The 16,537-nt window shown below is 29.5% G+C and carries 18 protein-coding genes and 1 pseudogene; 17 read left to right on the top strand and 2 right to left on the bottom strand.

All coding sequences use genetic code 11. The annotated features are described in order from the left end of the window. Positions 1–272: 272 nt before the first annotated feature. Positions 273–761, top strand: a complete 489-nt coding sequence (locus ACKTS5_RS04565) for a hypothetical protein (RefSeq protein ID WP_408042667.1) — start codon at positions 273–275, stop codon at positions 759–761. A gap of 958 nt (positions 762–1,719) precedes the next feature. After that, a complete protein-coding gene (locus ACKTS5_RS04570; RefSeq protein ID WP_408042668.1) occupies positions 1,720–2,073 on the top strand; it encodes a hypothetical protein in 354 nt (117 codons plus the stop codon). Positions 2,074–2,279: 206 nt separating this feature from the next. Here ACKTS5_RS04570 and ACKTS5_RS04575 read toward each other — a convergent pair whose 3' ends face one another. Then, the gene (locus ACKTS5_RS04575; RefSeq protein WP_408042669.1) at positions 2,280–2,873 is read right to left on the bottom strand and encodes a DUF4291 domain-containing protein; all 594 of its coding nucleotides are present in this window, start codon (positions 2,871–2,873) and stop codon (positions 2,280–2,282) included. Positions 2,874–3,499: 626 nt separating this feature from the next. Between ACKTS5_RS04575 and ACKTS5_RS04580 the strand changes: the two genes are divergently transcribed. The 3 genes and pseudogenes from ACKTS5_RS04580 to ACKTS5_RS04590 all read left to right on the top strand — a co-directional run bounded on the left by ACKTS5_RS04580 (position 3,500) and on the right by ACKTS5_RS04590 (position 5,264). Next, entirely contained in the window at positions 3,500–3,643 is a 144-nt protein-coding gene (locus tag ACKTS5_RS04580) for a hypothetical protein (protein WP_408042670.1), read from the top strand. A 69-nt stretch (positions 3,644–3,712) separates the two neighbouring features. Further along, positions 3,713–4,765 (top strand): annotated as a pseudogene (locus ACKTS5_RS04585) (hypothetical protein); the annotation flags it as partial. Positions 4,766–4,778: 13 nt separating this feature from the next. Next, on the top strand, positions 4,779–5,264 hold the full coding sequence (locus tag ACKTS5_RS04590; RefSeq protein ID WP_408042671.1) for a hypothetical protein: 486 nt from the start codon (positions 4,779–4,781) through the stop codon (positions 5,262–5,264). Between the two features lie 645 nt (positions 5,265–5,909). Here ACKTS5_RS04590 and ACKTS5_RS04595 read toward each other — a convergent pair. Next, positions 5,910–6,710, bottom strand: a complete 801-nt coding sequence (locus ACKTS5_RS04595; protein WP_408042672.1) for a CPBP family intramembrane glutamic endopeptidase — start codon at positions 6,708–6,710, stop codon at positions 5,910–5,912. A 592-nt stretch (positions 6,711–7,302) separates the two neighbouring features. Here ACKTS5_RS04595 and ACKTS5_RS04600 point away from each other — a divergent pair. From ACKTS5_RS04600 to ACKTS5_RS04655, 12 genes are all read left to right on the top strand, one after another. Next, a complete protein-coding gene (locus tag ACKTS5_RS04600) occupies positions 7,303–7,500 on the top strand; it encodes a hypothetical protein (RefSeq protein ID WP_408042673.1) in 198 nt (65 codons plus the stop codon). 327 nt (positions 7,501–7,827) lie between these two features. After that, positions 7,828–8,337, top strand: coding sequence for a hypothetical protein (locus ACKTS5_RS04605; RefSeq protein WP_408042674.1), 510 nt, complete (start codon positions 7,828–7,830; stop codon positions 8,335–8,337). Between the two features lie 116 nt (positions 8,338–8,453). Next, entirely contained in the window at positions 8,454–8,651 is a 198-nt protein-coding gene (locus ACKTS5_RS04610) for a hypothetical protein (protein ID WP_408042675.1), read from the top strand. A 1,550-nt stretch (positions 8,652–10,201) separates the two neighbouring features. Continuing rightward, a complete protein-coding gene (locus tag ACKTS5_RS04615) occupies positions 10,202–10,555 on the top strand; it encodes a hypothetical protein (protein ID WP_408042676.1) in 354 nt (117 codons plus the stop codon). Positions 10,556–10,950: 395 nt separating this feature from the next. Beyond that, entirely contained in the window at positions 10,951–11,439 is a 489-nt protein-coding gene (locus ACKTS5_RS04620) for a hypothetical protein (protein WP_408042677.1), read from the top strand. Between the two features lie 727 nt (positions 11,440–12,166). Then, the gene (locus ACKTS5_RS04625) at positions 12,167–12,655 is read left to right on the top strand and encodes a hypothetical protein (protein WP_408042667.1); all 489 of its coding nucleotides are present in this window, start codon (positions 12,167–12,169) and stop codon (positions 12,653–12,655) included. A gap of 727 nt (positions 12,656–13,382) precedes the next feature. Further along, positions 13,383–13,571, top strand: coding sequence for an RHS repeat-associated core domain-containing protein (locus ACKTS5_RS04630; RefSeq protein ID WP_408042678.1), 189 nt, complete (start codon positions 13,383–13,385; stop codon positions 13,569–13,571). Beyond that, a complete protein-coding gene (locus ACKTS5_RS04635) occupies positions 13,531–13,833 on the top strand; it encodes a hypothetical protein (RefSeq protein ID WP_408042679.1) in 303 nt (100 codons plus the stop codon). Before ACKTS5_RS04630 ends, ACKTS5_RS04635 begins: the two co-directional genes overlap by 41 nt. Beyond that, positions 13,814–14,191, top strand: coding sequence for a hypothetical protein (locus ACKTS5_RS04640; RefSeq protein ID WP_408042680.1), 378 nt, complete (start codon positions 13,814–13,816; stop codon positions 14,189–14,191). The genes ACKTS5_RS04635 and ACKTS5_RS04640 overlap by 20 nt, the downstream gene beginning before the upstream one ends. Before the next feature lie 8 nt (positions 14,192–14,199). Beyond that, on the top strand, positions 14,200–14,565 hold the full coding sequence (locus ACKTS5_RS04645) for a hypothetical protein (RefSeq protein WP_408042681.1): 366 nt from the start codon (positions 14,200–14,202) through the stop codon (positions 14,563–14,565). A 1,112-nt stretch (positions 14,566–15,677) separates the two neighbouring features. Then, a complete protein-coding gene (locus ACKTS5_RS04650) occupies positions 15,678–15,851 on the top strand; it encodes a DUF6973 domain-containing protein (RefSeq protein WP_408043122.1) in 174 nt (57 codons plus the stop codon). A gap of 135 nt (positions 15,852–15,986) precedes the next feature. After that, positions 15,987–16,352 carry a hypothetical protein gene (locus ACKTS5_RS04655; RefSeq protein ID WP_408042682.1) on the top strand — a complete coding sequence of 122 codons (366 nt, stop codon included), beginning with the start codon at positions 15,987–15,989 and terminating at the stop codon, positions 16,350–16,352. Positions 16,353–16,537: the final 185 nt, after the last annotated feature.

Genomic DNA, 16,537 nt, shown 5'->3' on the forward strand with positions numbered 1-16,537 from the left:
TTTGTTAGGGAATCTATGGACAATTTGGAAAGTTTGAAAACTCACGAAATTACAGGTTTGTTTATCAATGTTTTTTGGTAACATAAGAATATACCCAAAGGAGGTCTGCTTCTTTTTAATTTTGCCCAATCGCAGAAAAAGCCTGAGATATTAAAACCATTCAATCAGGCTCAAGTAAATATGTTAATTTTAGATATCGAACAACTAGTAGAAAGGGTAGATCAGTAAGAAGAACTAAAAGAGTAACTATTTAAATATAATATATTTGTAATATGAACATTAAGTTTTTTTTCGTAGTAATAATAACTTTAATATTTACTAATCAAAAATCTACTGAAATTGATACATATGTAGAGTCTTTGAATATTATATTAGATAGCAAAGAATATAAATCAATAACAAAAAATAGAAAAAAGTATCATGTATCTGATGAAGTTATAACATACTCCAAGTTAGCTAATTTTTTTAAAAAAGAACTGAATTCTATTAATCCAATAACATTAGAGGAGATAGCTAATAATGGAGATAATGAGAATTTAAGAAATATAGAACTTCAGAAATTAAACATCAAAAAATGTGGGATTGTTCAAATATTTTTTTCTGAAATACAAGACAGTATATTTTTTGCTGAGGTTTTTGAGAGTAAGATAGCTTTTGATTATTCAAATAGACCTCATTTTGGAGTTAGCTATGTATATATGTTCAATTCAAATTCAGGGTCAGTAAAATTAGTTTCAAAACAAGAGCTTATTTATAACTAAATTGGGTTGTGTCAAAAACTAACACCATTCCCGCCAGTTTGTAACTGGTGCCGAGTATGAGTAAGCAATACAGAAATTAACTTTTAAAAATAATAAAGATAAAGCCACAGCAGGATTGTTGTGGTTTTGTTTGTTTTCTAATTTGTATTGCTTAACAAGAATGAAAGTATTTTTAAACATTATTATTTTCATTTTGTCTTAGATACAAAACGAAACAAAAAATCAAGTGCAAACAAGGAAATTACTGAGTACCGCTCGTTTTCGAAATTCCATGCTCTCGTGCTATCGCACCGCAATTTCATTTCTTTACTCGCTATTTCTTAGTTTGCACAAATACTAGCCTTCATAAGGCTATAAGCCGAAGATATGTCTGTTCCTGCTAGAAATTCTTTCTGGTGGTAATGACTAAAGAAAAAGGAATCAATTTAAAAAATAATATAAGATAAAGCCAAAGTGGCAATATTTTGGTTTTGTTGTTGATATGAAGGTTTTTCACGCTTAGAGAGGAATGAGTAGTACGAACTAATAAAGATTGGATCAAGAAAGAATAAAAACAGTAATATTCCATCTAGTGTTTGAAAACTATGTGTATTTTTACTTGAAGATTGCCGGAGTAGGGAAAGTTAATTCAAATAAAAGAATTGCTGTGGTTATTCAATAAAATGAGTGAAAACTAGTTTAGGTAGTTGATGAGATAAAGTAACTACTATTCCTTTTGGAATGGAACATTACAGGTCCAATAACTACATTTCTTTCCTTGGGAATAGAATAGCATTGTTTAGAGTTAGGTTGTTGGTAGTAAGTGTTTTGGGTAGGTTCTTGAAAAGAGTGTTATAGCCTATCAATAGAGATATTATGCCCCAGCTGTAGAAAGGTTTAGAAAATTGACAGATTCTCTGAGAAATATAAAAGTCATTCAGCATATAAATTTTAATAAATAACGAGTAAAAAAAAAGTAATGTATCAAAAGTTAAGGTTGCTAGTTAAAAATATGGGAATTAGCTCACTAGAACTAAAGTTTAGTAGAGTCTTAATTGTAATATTATTGATTTATTTAATCATTGAATTGAAGAAAGACGATAATATTATATTTGAGGATTCTAATGGGAGGGTTTCTTACATTGATTTTAGGAATACGTCTGAAAGTGGTGTTTTAATTTATAAAATTGTCCAAAAGGGAGATGTTTTGATTTTATATACAGGTACAAAAGATGATGAGATAAGAATATTTAACACTAAAGAGCCTTTTTCTATATCATTGATAAATGAATCATCTTCCAACCTTCGGATGTTTACTACTAAAAAGAAATAAGAATTAATTTTAGATTTTTTTATGGAAAACTACTTTAAGAAATTGAAGTAGTTTTTTCCTTTTTTTACCAAGTGTAGCTACGAATGGCAATTATAAATACAATAATCTAGAAAGGAAATATTACCTTAGTTTCGCAGTGGGGAATAGGTTAGATGTTATGACCAAGAATGAATATAGAATGCTGTTCCCCAATCAAAAAGAAGTTCTTAAAAAGAATTAATCTTAGTCGCTATATTTTGAGTCAAAGGATACAAACTCTCTTGAGGAATTAACTCCATAGCTTTATTTTTTAAGCCCTTATTTATGAGATTCTGGATACTTTTACATTTTTCTGTAATATCTTCTATTTGTACAATCCATTCTGATAAATACTTGTCTACAGCGATGCCCTTAATTCCTATCTGTATAGATCTATAGGGTAAAGGATTAAGAGCAATATCTCTTTCAGGATCCCATTGAATTCTTACAGGCGATTTTTGTAACTCTACTTTCCAATCATCATAAGAATCTTGTTTTTCAGTATGATATCTAGATAAAGATGAATTATTTAATGCCCATTCAAAACCTTCCCTTTTAATTTTGATAGCTAAGATTCTTTCTTGATTTTCTTTTTGTGCCCAACCACAACGATACATCATCCATAAAAAAGAAGGCTTTATCCAGGTCATCCTTTCTTTCTTAAATGGAGGGGAAACAAAAGTCTGATTTAGTACTGCATGATTGGCAATTAATTCATTGTATGCTTGATAAATTGTTATTGTGTCGTCGTTATAGTCAGCTCGTATTACTCTTTCCTTCATTATTAAACGTTTTTGTAGCTCCTAAGAGGTTGTGCCTTATTAATAAATTTTTCATCAAATAAAACGAAAAAAATTGACCAGTGCTAGAATTTTTCTGCTCTTGATGATACCGAATAATAATAAATACAACAACCGCTACTTTTTTAATCGGTATTGTGTTTTTCTTTTTTTGTATTTTGAAGATTTTCAGAACAACGGTTGCAAGGAGGGGTGTAACTGTTTCATTTCTATTTACTAAACCGCCGTGAAAACTCGTTATCTATAACCGTAGTATCAGTTATGTAAATACTACACGAATCTATTTTAATTAACTTCTAATCTTACTGTCATACGTTTTCTATCTCAAAAAAGACGAAAAGTATTCTGTTTATATCCCGCAAGTTTAATGATATAGCTATTTCTGTATATGAGAATGATTTTAGATATGTAGTTGATAAATAGTTGACTATATCGGATGAGGTATAGAACATAGTCTAAATTCTGCTATCTTATCCTTTTTACTAGTGGTTATAAGTAAGCAACTACAGTTTGCATTTCTGAAAATAATAAGGATAACATCAATGTAATAATGCTGAGGTTTTGTTGTTTTTAATGAGGTTCTTCTCGCATAGAGAGGAATACCTAGTATGAACCAAAATGTAGAGAATAAATCAAGAAGATTAACAGGAATACTACTTTTGTTCTTTGAAAACTTTATGTATTTTTACTTAAAAGTTGCCGAAATTGGAGAAGGTACTTCAAATAAAAGAACTCCTGTGGTTATTCAATAAAATGTGGGAAAACCAGATTAAGTAGTTGATGAGATAAAATAACTATTATCCGCCCTTTGGAATACTACGGTTCAAAAATTTAAATACAATTGTGTGGAGTTAGAAGAGTCTTTAGGTCTAGACTTGTATGAAATGGATGCTCGAATGTATGACCAATCTATTGGGAGATTTAATGGAATTAATCCAGTAACCCATTTTTCACAAGGAACAAGTGTTGCTTTCGACAACAATCCTATTTATTGGGCAGATCCTAGTGGTGCAAATTCAGAAAATATGGAAGATTTCATAAGTGACTTATGGAATAGGTCAAATGATGATGGATATGCATATACATATGATGGAAATGGTAGTCTTACAGGTGTAACATCAGCAGCAAGTATAGGTATTGTTTCTTTTAAAGGAGCTAATTTACAGATTAAATCAATTGATAGAAGTAAAGGAAGAAAAATAGGGTATCGTACCCTTTATCCAATGACAATTCTTAATGCAGGAGGAGAAGAAAGGTCTGCTTGGGTTGCAAGCCGTGTTACAAGTGCAGGATATAGAGATGATTACTTCATTGGACCTAAAAAATTAGCAGAGTTCACAAAAATGAAAGGTAGCTATGCAGCTATGGCAAGTTGGGACAGCAGGGCTGTTAATCATGGTAGTGTGTGGGGTGGTTATGCTTCTACTTGGAATGTACAAAGTGTACTATCTGGTTTATCTGTTGGTTTTGGAGGTGCTTTGGCTTTGAATTTCAGAAGAGGCGGTATGTCTATTAATGCTGGTTATGGTAATGCAATTTTACCAATGAAATTTGAAAAAAGCCTACCTAAAGGGATTAAAATTTCAGATGTAGTAAATAAAATGAAAGCAATGACTTGGGCTTCAGGTAACGAACATGCTGCAGTAAGATTAGCTAATGGTCAAAGAGCTATAGTTAGCGGTGGTCCTAGAGGAATTTATTTTGAATATGGTCAAATAAGAGTAATTTATGGTCATACTCATCCAGGTAATTTACCTCCAAGTGCAGGAGCTTATGATTTCCATAAAGAATATATTTTCACAGGAGGAAGAGTAGGTCAAAGCAGACAATATATTTTCCACGGAGGTCAGAGAACGATGATAAGACCTAATTAAAATGAATATAATTATGAAAAATTTTTCTTGCAGTATTTGTGGTTTAAAATTAGATAAAGATATACACTCATTTCCACCATTTGTAGCTAATCTTAAGGATCCTTTATATAAATATGGTGATACGTCATTTCATTCTAATTGTTTAGAGAATAATGAAGGTAAAAAAGCAATCGAATTATCAGAAAGATCTCTATTTCATATTAAACCGGTTAATCGGATTTGTAAAATAGACGGAAATCTAATTACAGATCCAGATGATTACTTATTTATCCCTTTACTAACATCAAACGAAAATGAAGAGCTTTATAAATTTAATTTTTTAACTTTCAGTAAAAAAAATATTAAGAAATGGCCTAATGGGAATAAATTTATTGAAGTTGCAGATGATTTTATTAAAGAAGGAAAATGGTTGGATACAAGTGAGTTTAAATTTTTAAATCATTTAATTCAAGAGGTAAGTATTGGTAATGATTCAAATTACGGTGATAGGTCAAATTAGGTAATGTCCTAAACTGGCGCTTATCATTTAAGTGCAATTTTAAATGATAATAATCAGAAATTTAAATAGGGATACCGTTCTGAAAAGGACGGTATCTTATGTTCATTGAAATATTAAAAATTTGTTAGAGCTTATAAAAACTGAGTTTTATATTGCTTAATGTCCTAAATTGGTACCTAAAAAAATTGAGTGCTATGAAATGTGAAAAATGTAATACTGAGAATTGCATCAAAAAAGGACTTCGGAATAATTTATAACGATTTAATTGTAAAAATTGTGGAAAATACTTTCAAGTAAATTATAAATATTACGCTTATAAATCTGAAACTAATGAATTCATTAAAAGTTTACTAAAAAAAGGTTGTAGTACTAAAAAGGGAGGTTTATAAACACGATAATGATTTATCAGAAATAGTTGGAATTATCAATAAAAATTTCGAGTTGGATTACTTTTGTCATAATTATTAACTCTTCGAAGATTGACATCTAGCTATAGCGTAATAATTGGTTAAAGGAGTTTTCAATAGAAAACGTTACTAAAAACGCCATTTGTAATGGCGAACAGTATATTTTTAAAATAGTGTAAATAACGCTGATTTTCTAATTGCTAACAGCACCTAAATTCGGGAGGAGATCAAACAAAGGTCAATCTCTGGTTTTTAGTAGTCTTCTTACAAGAACTATAATTATAAACAACGCTAAACCTGTACATGTAAAATAGAGTAGGTTAAAATTCATTATTCTTTCAATATTCCAATATATATGACTGTATTCTTTTATCAAAAACCATAAAAGATTGAAGAAAATATGTGCTATTATTGAGTATAATAAGCCGTATCGAACAAAAATAACCCCTAGAATGATACCTAGAAAGAAGCTATTGAATATCGAGCTGTAATTTATAGTTATCAAACTTAAATGATTTAATGAAAACAGAAAACTAGAAAATAAAATAGCAAATAGCATTGAGTTTTGTTTTCTAAGTTTCCCGAGAATAAATTTTCTAAAAACTAATTCTTCAAGAAAAGGAATAATCAGTACAGTGTTTAATACAGTAAGTGTGTTTTTTATAGGGGTGGATATACTTTCTTTAAAATCTGGGACTTGTTCTATTCCCATTATTATATCTACTCTATAAAAAGGGGCTATAAGAATGCGATAAAATAAAATAAGAGAGCAAACGGTTATAATTTGGGGTAATATATTCCTTTTGTTAAAATCATTGATGTAATTCTCTTTCCTAAAAATGATGAAATAAAAAAATAAGAAAGAAATTGAGTAAACGAATGTGTCAATTAGTAATAGTAGATCTGCGTTGATATGAGGGGTTTCTATTATTTCTTTTCCCAGGGTTAGATACAAAGTTGCGCTTAGTATGGCATTTAATAGATAGTAGGTTATAAATAAGAAAGAGGTTTTTAATACAGTGTTTTGTGAGATTTTCATTTAATAAAGGAGGCTTTCTTTTCTTAATAGTTGAGTCGTAAAAAATGGATCTTAGGTAAAGATTTAAATAGTCTCTGTTTAGAGGTGAAATATATTTAGTTTCTTTCCTATATGCAACTAAAAAAGGTAATTGCTTTTACTATCTACTTTACCTTTGAAGCTATTTTTAGATATAATTGCCTCTTAAAACTTTTTTGTCCGCTTTTTTAAGGAGTCGACAATTATAAGGTGTAAGTTACCTCTTGTAAGAACTATTTACTCGTTAAATAATTTGTAAAAACCTGGGTCTTTTTTAAATTCGTTTGCTGAGAATAAAATGCATGCAAGAAGTCGATAATAACTCACAAGATTTTTAGTGAGTAGTTATGGATAAAAAAGAAAAGCAATGAAAAAAATAACTGTTGTAGGAGGCGTAATTTTAGTTACTCGATTTATAACAGAAAAAAGTGGGATTAAGGAAAAGGAGGTCATAAATTAGAATGTCGATTCTCCTTTAGATTTTAACCCAGTTCCGAATAATTATTCTTAAAAAACTAAAAATCTAAGATAAAAGAAAAGTTGTCCAAAATTAAAAAGATAAAGTTTAGTCTACATGAAAAAAGGTAAATTCATATTGTTAATTGTTTTGATTACTGTCCTTGTTCTCGTTGTTGAGTATGCAGTTGATATGTATTATTTTGCTAAAGGGGTAGAAGAGGACTTAAAAAACGAGAACAATATTGTAAAGAGAGATTCAGTTAATCCTAATATGTTAATAATAAACATAGATAGTCTGAAAGCTGATAATTGAGGTAAGCATAAGATGAGAATTTTACTTCCCAAGTGAGAAACAAATTTTTTACCTGGGCTATCATGATATGAAAAATGATGATGTCTAAAGATATCACCTTTTCTTTATTGAGAGTAGAATTTTTTTTCGTCGAATAAGCCAAAATGGAATTTAACGGGAACATGTTTACGGTGTAAGTTTCCTCTTGCAAGAACTGTTTACTCGTAAAATAATTTGTAAAAATCTGGGTCTTTTTTTAATTCGTTTGCTGAGAATAAAATGCATGCAAGAAGTCAAAAATAACTCACAAGATTTTTAGTGAGTAGTTATGGATAAAAAAGAAAAGCAATGAAAAAAATAACTGTTGTAGGAGTCGTAATTTTAGTTGTAGTATCTATCTTTTGTATTAAAAAAGAAGAATCAAAGAAAGAGAATGTTATCACCGGAGATTGGGTTGTTTACCATGCAGATTCGTTGAGGGAAGGAAAATCGGAAGAGTTGTTTGAATATACTGAACTTTTTTTCAGTACGAATACCCTATATCGGTATTCAAATTTAGGGGGATTGTTGTCTCCAACAAAATATGAAATTACTCAGGATTCTTTGTTTTTTTATACAAAAGAGTCAAGCTCGAATAAAAGCTTCGTAGGTAAGTTAACTATAGCACATAAAGATACTTTATCGATAACGGATGGAAATTATACGATAATACTCTATAAATTACGCAGTGAACATAAGTTGATGAGTGATTATATAGGTTTAGAGGATCATTTTTTTACAAAGTTTGATACATCAAATAAGGAGTTTTTAACGGGCTTTCTAGATAGAATGAAAACGTGTTTTAAAAAGGTAAAATAATTTGTAAAAATGTGCGTCTTTTTCAAAATTCGTTTGACTTAGAATAAAATGTATACAAGAAGTAAAAAATAGCCACTAGCTTTGTTACGAGTAAGTATGTATTAAAAATAAAAGCAATGAAAAAAATAACTGTTGTTGGAGCCTTAATTTTAGTTACCGCATATTACTATTGGAATCAGAGGTATGTTCAGTTTTTTCCTGTAGTAGAGTTTGATGGCGATGGATATGTAACTGCTAGTAGTTCACCAGATGCGGATTTTTATAATAACTTAGCGTTTGTATTAAGTTATTATGATGAAGGAAATAGAAATTAATTTTCCAAAATAATAAAGATGGAACCAACGCAGTACTGTTGTAGTTTTGTTTGTTTTATACTTGTATTGCTTAACAATAAAAAAGTATTTTTAAATACTATTATTTTCATTTTGTCTTCGATACAAAAGGAAACAAAAAATCAAGTTCAAACAAGGAAATTACTGCGTACCGCTCGTTTTCGAAATTCCATGCTCTTGTGCTATCGCACCGCAATTTCATTTCTTCACGCGCTATTTCTTAGTTTGCACAAAAGTCTACAAGTCGAAAATATATCCATTCCTGCTAGTATCCTTTTTAGTGACCGCTATGAGTATGCAGGTAGAAATTAAATTTTCAAAATAATAAAGATAAAGCCACAGCAGGATTGTTGTGGTTTTGTTTGTTTTAGAACTTGTATTTCTTAACAAGAATAAAAGTATTTTTAAATACTATTGTTTTCATTTTGTTTTTGATACAAAACGAAACAAAAAATCAAGTCCAAACAAGGAAATTACTGCGTACCGCTCGTTTTCGAAATTCCATGCTTTGGTGCTACCACACCGCAACTCCATTTCTTCACGCGCTATTTCTTAGTTTGCACAAATGCTTACCTTCATAAGGCTAAAAGCCGAAGATATATGTGTTCCTGCTAGAAATCCTTTTTGGTGGTAATGACTAAAGAAATAGGAATTAATTATAAGAAATAATATAAGATAACCACGGCAGAGATGTTGAGGTTTTGTTAGTTTTATAACTTGTATTGCTTAACAAGAATAAAAGTTCGTTTAAATACTATTATTTTCATTTTGTCTTCGATACAAAACGAAACAAAAAATCAAGTCCAAACAAGGAAATTACAGCGTATCGCTCGTTTTCGAAATTCCATGCTCTTGTGCTATCACACCGCAGTTCCATTTCTTCACTTGCTATTTCTTAGTTTGTACAAATACTTATCTTCATAAGGCAACAAGCCGAAGATATATGTGTTCCTGCTAGAAATCCTTTCTGGTGGTAATGACTAAAGAAAAAGGAATCAATTTAAAAAATAATATAAGATAAAGCCAAAGTGGCAATATTTTGGTTTTGTTGTTGATATGAAGGTTTTTCACGTTTAGAGAGGAATGAGTAGTACGAACTAATAAAGATTGGATCAAGAAAGTATAAAAACAGTAATATTCCATCTAGTGTTTGAAAACTATGTGTATTTTTACCTAAAAATTGCAGGAATTGGAGAAGTTACTTCAAACAAAAGAATTGCTGTGGTTATTCAATAAAATGAGGGAAAACTAGTTTAGGTAGTTGATGAGATAAAGTAACTACTATTCCTTTTGGAATGGAACATTACAGGTCCAATAACAACATTTCTTCAATTGGGAATAGAATAGCATTGTTTAGAGGTAGGTGATTGGTAGTGAGTTTTTTGGGTAAGTCCTTGAAAAGAGTGCTATAGTTTATCAATGGAGAAATTATACCCCAGCTGTAGAAAGGTTTGGAAAATCGACAGATTCTCTGAGAAATATAAAAGTCATTCGGCATATAAATTTTAATAAATAACGAGTAAAAAAAAGTAATGTATCAAAAGTTAAGGTTGCTAGTTAAAAATATGGGAATTAGGTCACTAGAGCTAAAGTTTAGTAGAGTCTTAATTGTAATATTATTGATTTATTTAATCATTGAATTGAAGAAAGATGATAATATTATATTTGAGGACTCAAATGGGAGGGTTTCTTCCATTGATTTTAGGAATAAGTATGAAAGTGGTGTTTTAATTTATAAAATTATCCAAAAGGGAGATGTTTTGGTTTTATATACAGGTACAAAAGATGGTCCTATAAGAATATTTAACACTAATGAGCCTTTTTCTATAACATTGAGAAATGAATCATCTTCCAACTTTTGGATGTTGACTACTAAAAAGAAATAAGAATTAATTTTAGATTTTTGTATGGAAAACTACTTTATTAAATTGAAGTAGTTTTTTCCTTTTTTTAATAAGTATAGCTACGAATAGCAATTACAAATACAATAATCTATTCAAGAATAAAAATAGTGTTTTAATAACGGTAATAATAGCTCTTCTGTTAATATTATTTTCTCATTTTATAGATTCCAAGTTAGGTGAATCAAATTTTGAAATTGACAAATCAATCTTTTATAGTAGAATTGGAGGGTACTTGTTTTTCGTCCTCCACGTAATTATGTTATTAATACCATTGATATTGGGAAGTTTAAACCGTTTTTCAAAAAATGATGAATAAATATTTTTTAATTATGATTCTGTTCTTCTTATCATGTTCGACACAAGATAAAAAAGTGGAGATGGAATTAATGAACTGTGTTAATGAGGCATATTCAGCTAGTGTTGAGAGTTTTTATGGAATTAAGAACGAAGTAAGTTTTTATGATTTGATGCTAGAAGTAGAAAAAGTGCTTATAGATGACAAATTATTGAAAAACACAAAAAAGAATTCATTTATTGACTTTTTTTCAAAATTAAAAGAGAGTGACAAAAAATTAGCACTAGAAAAGATAAATAAATTACTCGAAGAATCTAAATTCGAGATGAATTACAATAATTTATATTCTATTTTTCAATTATGTCCGTATAAGTTGTTAGTAAAGAACAAGAACATTGATTCAGATCTTTTAGAACAGCATCAGATCTTTGGTGAAATGGAACTTAAAGGAAATGATGATTTAATCTTACTTCATAAAGTGATTGAGACAACAGAGGACAAAATTTTAAAAAATAGTTTATCGAGCGCCAATAATTTTATTAGCTGTAATAAATATGAACTATTTAGTTAATGGAAAAAGAGAACCTCAAACTGTGAAAATTGATCAATAGTCAGCAAGTTTCATCTTCTTCCTTCAGTCTGCAACGAGTAAAAGATATGATTAAAGAACTTTATTTAACAAAACTACAAAAGCCATATCGTGGTTTTGTACTTTTCAAGAAAGTTTCTCGTTTTTCGAGCCAGAAGCTAAACATTGGTATTGCCTTTAATCTTAGAGTACTTTGTGTATTTTTATCAGAAAAATTGCTGGAACTAGAGGAGTTACTTTAGATAGAAGAGTTACTGCGGCTATTCAATAATTAAGGAAAACCGAAGGAGAAGTTAATTTTTTTATTATCTGAATGGTAGTATTAGAAAAGTATAATAAAAAGGAATCCTTTTAAAAAGGAAGGAATATAGGAATGAAGAAAAAAACAAATAGCTTTCTATTGTTTTGAAAAGATAGAAATCATTTTTTGAATTGGTTTTGTTAGGGAATCTATGGACAATTTGGAAAGTTTGAAAACTCACGAAATTACAGGTTTGTTTATCAATGTTTTTTGGTAACATAAGAATATACCCAAAGGAGGTCTGCTTCTTTTTAATTTTGCCCAATCGCAGAAAAAGCCTGAGATATTAAAACCATTCAATCAGGCTCAAGTAAATATGTTAATTTTAGATATCGAACAACTAGTAGAAAGGGTAGATCAGTAAGAAGAACTAAAAGAGTAACTATTTAAATATAATATATTTGTAATATGAACATTAAGTTTTTTTTCGTAGTAATAATAACTTTAATATTTACTAATCAAAAATCTACTGAAATTGATACATATGTAGAGTCTTTGAATATTATATTAGATAGCAAAGAATATAAATCAATAACAAAAAATAGAAAAAAGTATCATGTATCTGATGAAGTTATAACATACTCCAAGTTAGCTAATTTTTTTAAAAAAGAACTGAATTCTATTAATCCAATAACATTAGAGGAGATAGCTAATAATGGAGATAATGAGAATTTAAGAAATATAGAACTTCAGAAATTAAACATCAAAAAATGTGGGATTGTTCAAATATTTTTTTCTGAAATACAAGACAGTATATTTTTTGCTGAGGTTTTTGAGAGTAAGATAGCTTTTGATTATTCAAATAGACCTCATTTTGGAGTTAGCTATGTATATATGTTCAATTCAAATTCAGGGTCAGTAAAATTAGTTTCAAAACAAGAGCTTATTTATAACTAAATTGGGTTGTGTCAAAAACTAACACCATTCCCGCCAGTTTGTAACTGGTGCCGAGTATGAGTAAGCAATACAGAAATTAACTTTTAAAAATAATAAAGATAAAGCCACAGCAGGATTGTTGTGGTTTTGTTTGTTTTCTAATTTGTATTGCTTAACAAGAATGAAAGTATTTTTAAACATTATTATTTTCATTTTGTCTTAGATACAAAACGAAACAAAAAATCAAGTGCAAACAAGGAAATTACTGAGTACCGCTCGTTTTCGAAATTCCATGCTCTCGTGCTATCGCACCGCAATTTCATTTCTTTACTCGCTATTTCTTAGTTTGCACAAATACTAGCCTTCATAAGGCTATAAGCCGAAGATATGTCTGTTCCTGCTAGAAATTCTTTCTGGTGGTGATGACTAAAGAAAAAGGAATTAATTTAAAAAATAATATAAGATGAAGCTACAGTAGAGCTGTTGTGGTTTTGTAGCTGTTAATAAGTCTCGCTTTAAGTGAAAAAGAGTACGAACCAATAAGATTAAGAGGAATACAACCTTAGTTCTTTGAAAACTTTGTGTATTTTTACTTGAAAATTGCCGGAACTGCAGGAGTTACTTCAAATAAAAGAATTGCTGAGGTCATTCAATAAAATGAGGAAAACCAGGTTAGGTAATTGATGAGATAAAATAACTATTATCCGCCCTTTGGAATGCTACGGTTCAAAAATTTAAATACAATTGTGTGGAGTTAGAAGAGTCTTTAGGTCTAGACTTGTATGAAATGGATGTTAGAAGTTATGACCCTGCTATTGCAAGATGGACTTCAATTAATCCAGTTACACATTATGAATTTTCTCCCTATCAAGCTTTTGACAATGATCCTATTTTTTATGCAGATTCTAATGGTGCCGATAGTCAAAATTATTTATGATTTTGATGGTAATCCTTGGAATGTTGATTGTGAAAATGGAGAGTACGATAATACAAGAAGAGCAGATGGTTCTGATGATGAATGTCTAAGCTGTGAAACTGAAGAAGATTGGGGAAACTACTATTCTCAGGCGAGAAATACTGCTGCTATGTTGGGAGAAGACCCTAATTTTGGAGGGAATAGACTTACAGTAGGTTATGACGAGAATGGTGAAAGATTTTATTATCTAGCATGGGGAGTCAATGGATTTGGTGAAGCATAAAAATAGATTAAATACTTTTATACATACTTTTGATGTTAATTTATTTTTACCAGCGTTATTGACCAAGTTTGGTAATATTTTTAAATTGTTTGACAAAAGTGATGATGTTGTTAAAATAACAGCTAAACTGTCTGATGAAGCCATACAAACGTTAAAAGTTGAAAAAGGCAGGTTAGAAAAAGTTTTGAAAGAAGTTCAAATACAACTTCAAAATGGAAATGACCAAATTGTAAGAGAGATTAGTAGAGGTCATACTCCTAACCCACATGGATTAGCCAAAGAAGTAAATGAAACGCTTCCAAGACAAATTGAGTGGATACACAATCGTTTGAATGAAATAAACCAACTAATAAAGTAGCAGTAATTATGGTTAAAAATTTAATAAATAATAACTTTAAAGATTTTCTTTTGTATCTCAATGAATCTTTACCAGATAATATTGATTATAAGGATGTATCAAATTTGTGTTTGTCAATATTTTTTACGGTGGATTTTCTTCCAAAAAAATATCAATCATTGGAGCTAAATAAAGAAGTTTTATCAATCGTTTTTTCAGAAATATGTAAAGAAAAAGGAATAATAGCTTATCCTAATAGTGCTGTTATTTATGGAGCTTCTTTTCATAATAGCCATGATAAAGGTCATTGGTTGGAAGTCTTAGCTAGTGTTTTTAAATTGAATATTGAACCAAATATAAAAGAGGCTAAAAAGTTGTTATTCCCCGCTAATTGACATTTAGCGATTGTGTAATGGCAATTAGTTAAAGAAATTTTAAATAGAAAACGGTACTAAAAACAAGTATTATAGTTTAAAAATAATAGCGAAAAAGCCACAGCAGAGATGTTTTGGTTTTGTTTGTTTTATAACTTGTATTTCATAACAAGAATGAAAGTACTTTTAAACACTGTTATTTTCATTTTGTCTTAGATACAAAACGAAACAAAAAATCAAGTCCAAACAAGATAATTACTGCGTACCGCTCGTTTTCGAAATTCCATGCTCTTGTGCTATCACACCGCAATTTCATTTCTTCACTCGCTATTTCTTAGTTTGCACAAAAGTCTACAAGTTGAAAGTATATCCGTTCCAGCTAGTATCCTTTCTAGTGACTGCTATGAGTATGCAGGTAGAAATTAAATTTTCAAAATAATAAAGATAAAGCCACAGCAGGATTGTTGTGGTTTTGTTTGTTTTATAATTTGTATTGCTTAACAAGATTGAAAGTACTTTTAAACATTATTATTTTCATTTTGTCTTCGATACAAAACGAAACAAAAAATCAAGTCCAAACAAGGTAATTACTGCGCATCGATCGTTTTCGAAATTCCATGCTCTTGTGCTATCGCACCGCAATTTCATTTCTTCACTCGCTATTTCTTAGTTTGCACAAAAGTCTACAAGTCGAAAATAAATCCGTTCCTGCTAGTATCCTTTCTAGTAGTCTCTTTGACTAAGAAAAGAGGAATTAATTTTAAAAATACTGTAAGATAAAGCCACAGCAGAACTGTTGTGGTTTTCTTGTTTTTAAGAGAGTTTCTCGTTTTTTAAACTAGGAGATAAACAACAATATTTACTTTGTTCTTTGAAAACTATGTGTGTTTTTACTCAAAAAATGCCGGAATTGGAGCAGTTAGTTCAAAAACAAGAATTGCTGAGGTCATTCAATAAAATGAGGAAAAACCAGATTAGGTAGTTGATGAGATAAAGAGAAAAATGAAAAAAAAGTAACGAATATGGTTGGTCAAATCATTGATCATAATCTTAGAGGGAATCTTTCTGATGCTTTTAGGCATATCCTCTTACAGGTCCGGAATATTTAAAGTAATGAAGCAAAGAATACAGAAATATGGTCAGATGCTCATGAGCATTCCGTACCATGGAATCAAATGGCAGACCTTTATATGGATGTTCCTAATAATACAATTGGTATTGAAGTTGGAAAGACGAATCCAAATGCAAGCATATACGATCTTGTTAAAATAATTATGAAAGAATTAGCAATAGTGGTGGTCGAATAATAAATAAAAAAAATAAATTAGTGAGCTCTAACAAAAAAGGTAAATTCTTTTTTTTGTTAAAAGAAAAGGATTTTCAAAGAAAATTTATGGAGTAATAAAAAATGAGACAATTCAATCGAAAATATAAATTTCATAATGAGTAAAAAGTTTTATTTAATTGTAATTACTGTACTTTTAATATTTTCATGTCAAAGTAGTTATAAAGAAAGTATTAAGGTTAATTACTACAGTTCAATTAAATCTGAACTAGTTGATACTTTGAAAGTTGATTCAGAAGATTTAATTACTAGATTAATAATAAAGATAAAAGGTTATTCTAATGGAAAGTTTAAGTTTTATTATGGTAATAAAAATGATGATAATTTTCAAATAATAGAAATGAATAATGAATTTAACAAAGTAATTACCTCTGAATGGTATAAACCAGAATGTGTAATTAAAATTATTCCAAATTATGGAGTGAAAATAGATAGCTTATCTGTTAAATTTGAATTTAGATAGCTGTAAGGTTAATGTGTTGATTAGCAGGTGTTTTCTGTTTGGTGGTGCCGTGATACTACGTAAATGTTTGCGTTTTTTTATCTAGGAAATGATAAGAAAATAAGTTACAATTTAGTATTCGATTTTTAAGAGATGACTTAAAGTTTCTGTTGTCTATTTTTGATGCGTCGTCAAAAAAAAGCGAA

This window comes from Tenacibaculum litopenaei, assembly GCF_964514025.1.
Taxonomy (GTDB): Bacteria; Bacteroidota; Bacteroidia; order Flavobacteriales; family Flavobacteriaceae; genus Polaribacter; species Polaribacter litopenaei.

Excerpts from the sequence above, each read along its gene's own strand:
- ACKTS5_RS04625 (WP_408042667.1), top strand. The coding sequence starts at position 12,167 with ATGAACATTAAGTTTTTTTTCGTAGTAATAATAACTTTAATATTTACT.
- ACKTS5_RS04605 (WP_408042674.1), top strand. The coding sequence starts at position 7,828 with ATGAAAAAAATAACTGTTGTAGGAGTCGTAATTTTAGTTGTAGTATCT.
- ACKTS5_RS04580 (WP_408042670.1), top strand. The coding sequence starts at position 3,500 with ATGAACCAAAATGTAGAGAATAAATCAAGAAGATTAACAGGAATACTA.
- ACKTS5_RS04575 (WP_408042669.1), bottom strand. The coding sequence starts at position 2,873 with ATGAAGGAAAGAGTAATACGAGCTGACTATAACGACGACACAATAACA.
- ACKTS5_RS04615 (WP_408042676.1), top strand. The coding sequence starts at position 10,202 with ATGTATCAAAAGTTAAGGTTGCTAGTTAAAAATATGGGAATTAGGTCA.
- ACKTS5_RS04610 (WP_408042675.1), top strand. The coding sequence starts at position 8,454 with ATGAAAAAAATAACTGTTGTTGGAGCCTTAATTTTAGTTACCGCATAT.
- ACKTS5_RS04645 (WP_408042681.1), top strand. The coding sequence starts at position 14,200 with ATGGTTAAAAATTTAATAAATAATAACTTTAAAGATTTTCTTTTGTAT.
- ACKTS5_RS04590 (WP_408042671.1), top strand. The coding sequence starts at position 4,779 with ATGAAAAATTTTTCTTGCAGTATTTGTGGTTTAAAATTAGATAAAGAT.
- ACKTS5_RS04635 (WP_408042679.1), top strand. The coding sequence starts at position 13,531 with ATGCAGATTCTAATGGTGCCGATAGTCAAAATTATTTATGATTTTGAT.
- ACKTS5_RS04565 (WP_408042667.1), top strand. The coding sequence starts at position 273 with ATGAACATTAAGTTTTTTTTCGTAGTAATAATAACTTTAATATTTACT.
- ACKTS5_RS04640 (WP_408042680.1), top strand. The coding sequence starts at position 13,814 with ATGGATTTGGTGAAGCATAAAAATAGATTAAATACTTTTATACATACT.
- ACKTS5_RS04570 (WP_408042668.1), top strand. The coding sequence starts at position 1,720 with ATGTATCAAAAGTTAAGGTTGCTAGTTAAAAATATGGGAATTAGCTCA.
- ACKTS5_RS04620 (WP_408042677.1), top strand. The coding sequence starts at position 10,951 with ATGGAATTAATGAACTGTGTTAATGAGGCATATTCAGCTAGTGTTGAG.
- ACKTS5_RS04655 (WP_408042682.1), top strand. The coding sequence starts at position 15,987 with ATGAGTAAAAAGTTTTATTTAATTGTAATTACTGTACTTTTAATATTT.
- ACKTS5_RS04600 (WP_408042673.1), top strand. The coding sequence starts at position 7,303 with ATGAAAAAAGGTAAATTCATATTGTTAATTGTTTTGATTACTGTCCTT.
- ACKTS5_RS04595 (WP_408042672.1), bottom strand. The coding sequence starts at position 6,710 with ATGAAAATCTCACAAAACACTGTATTAAAAACCTCTTTCTTATTTATA.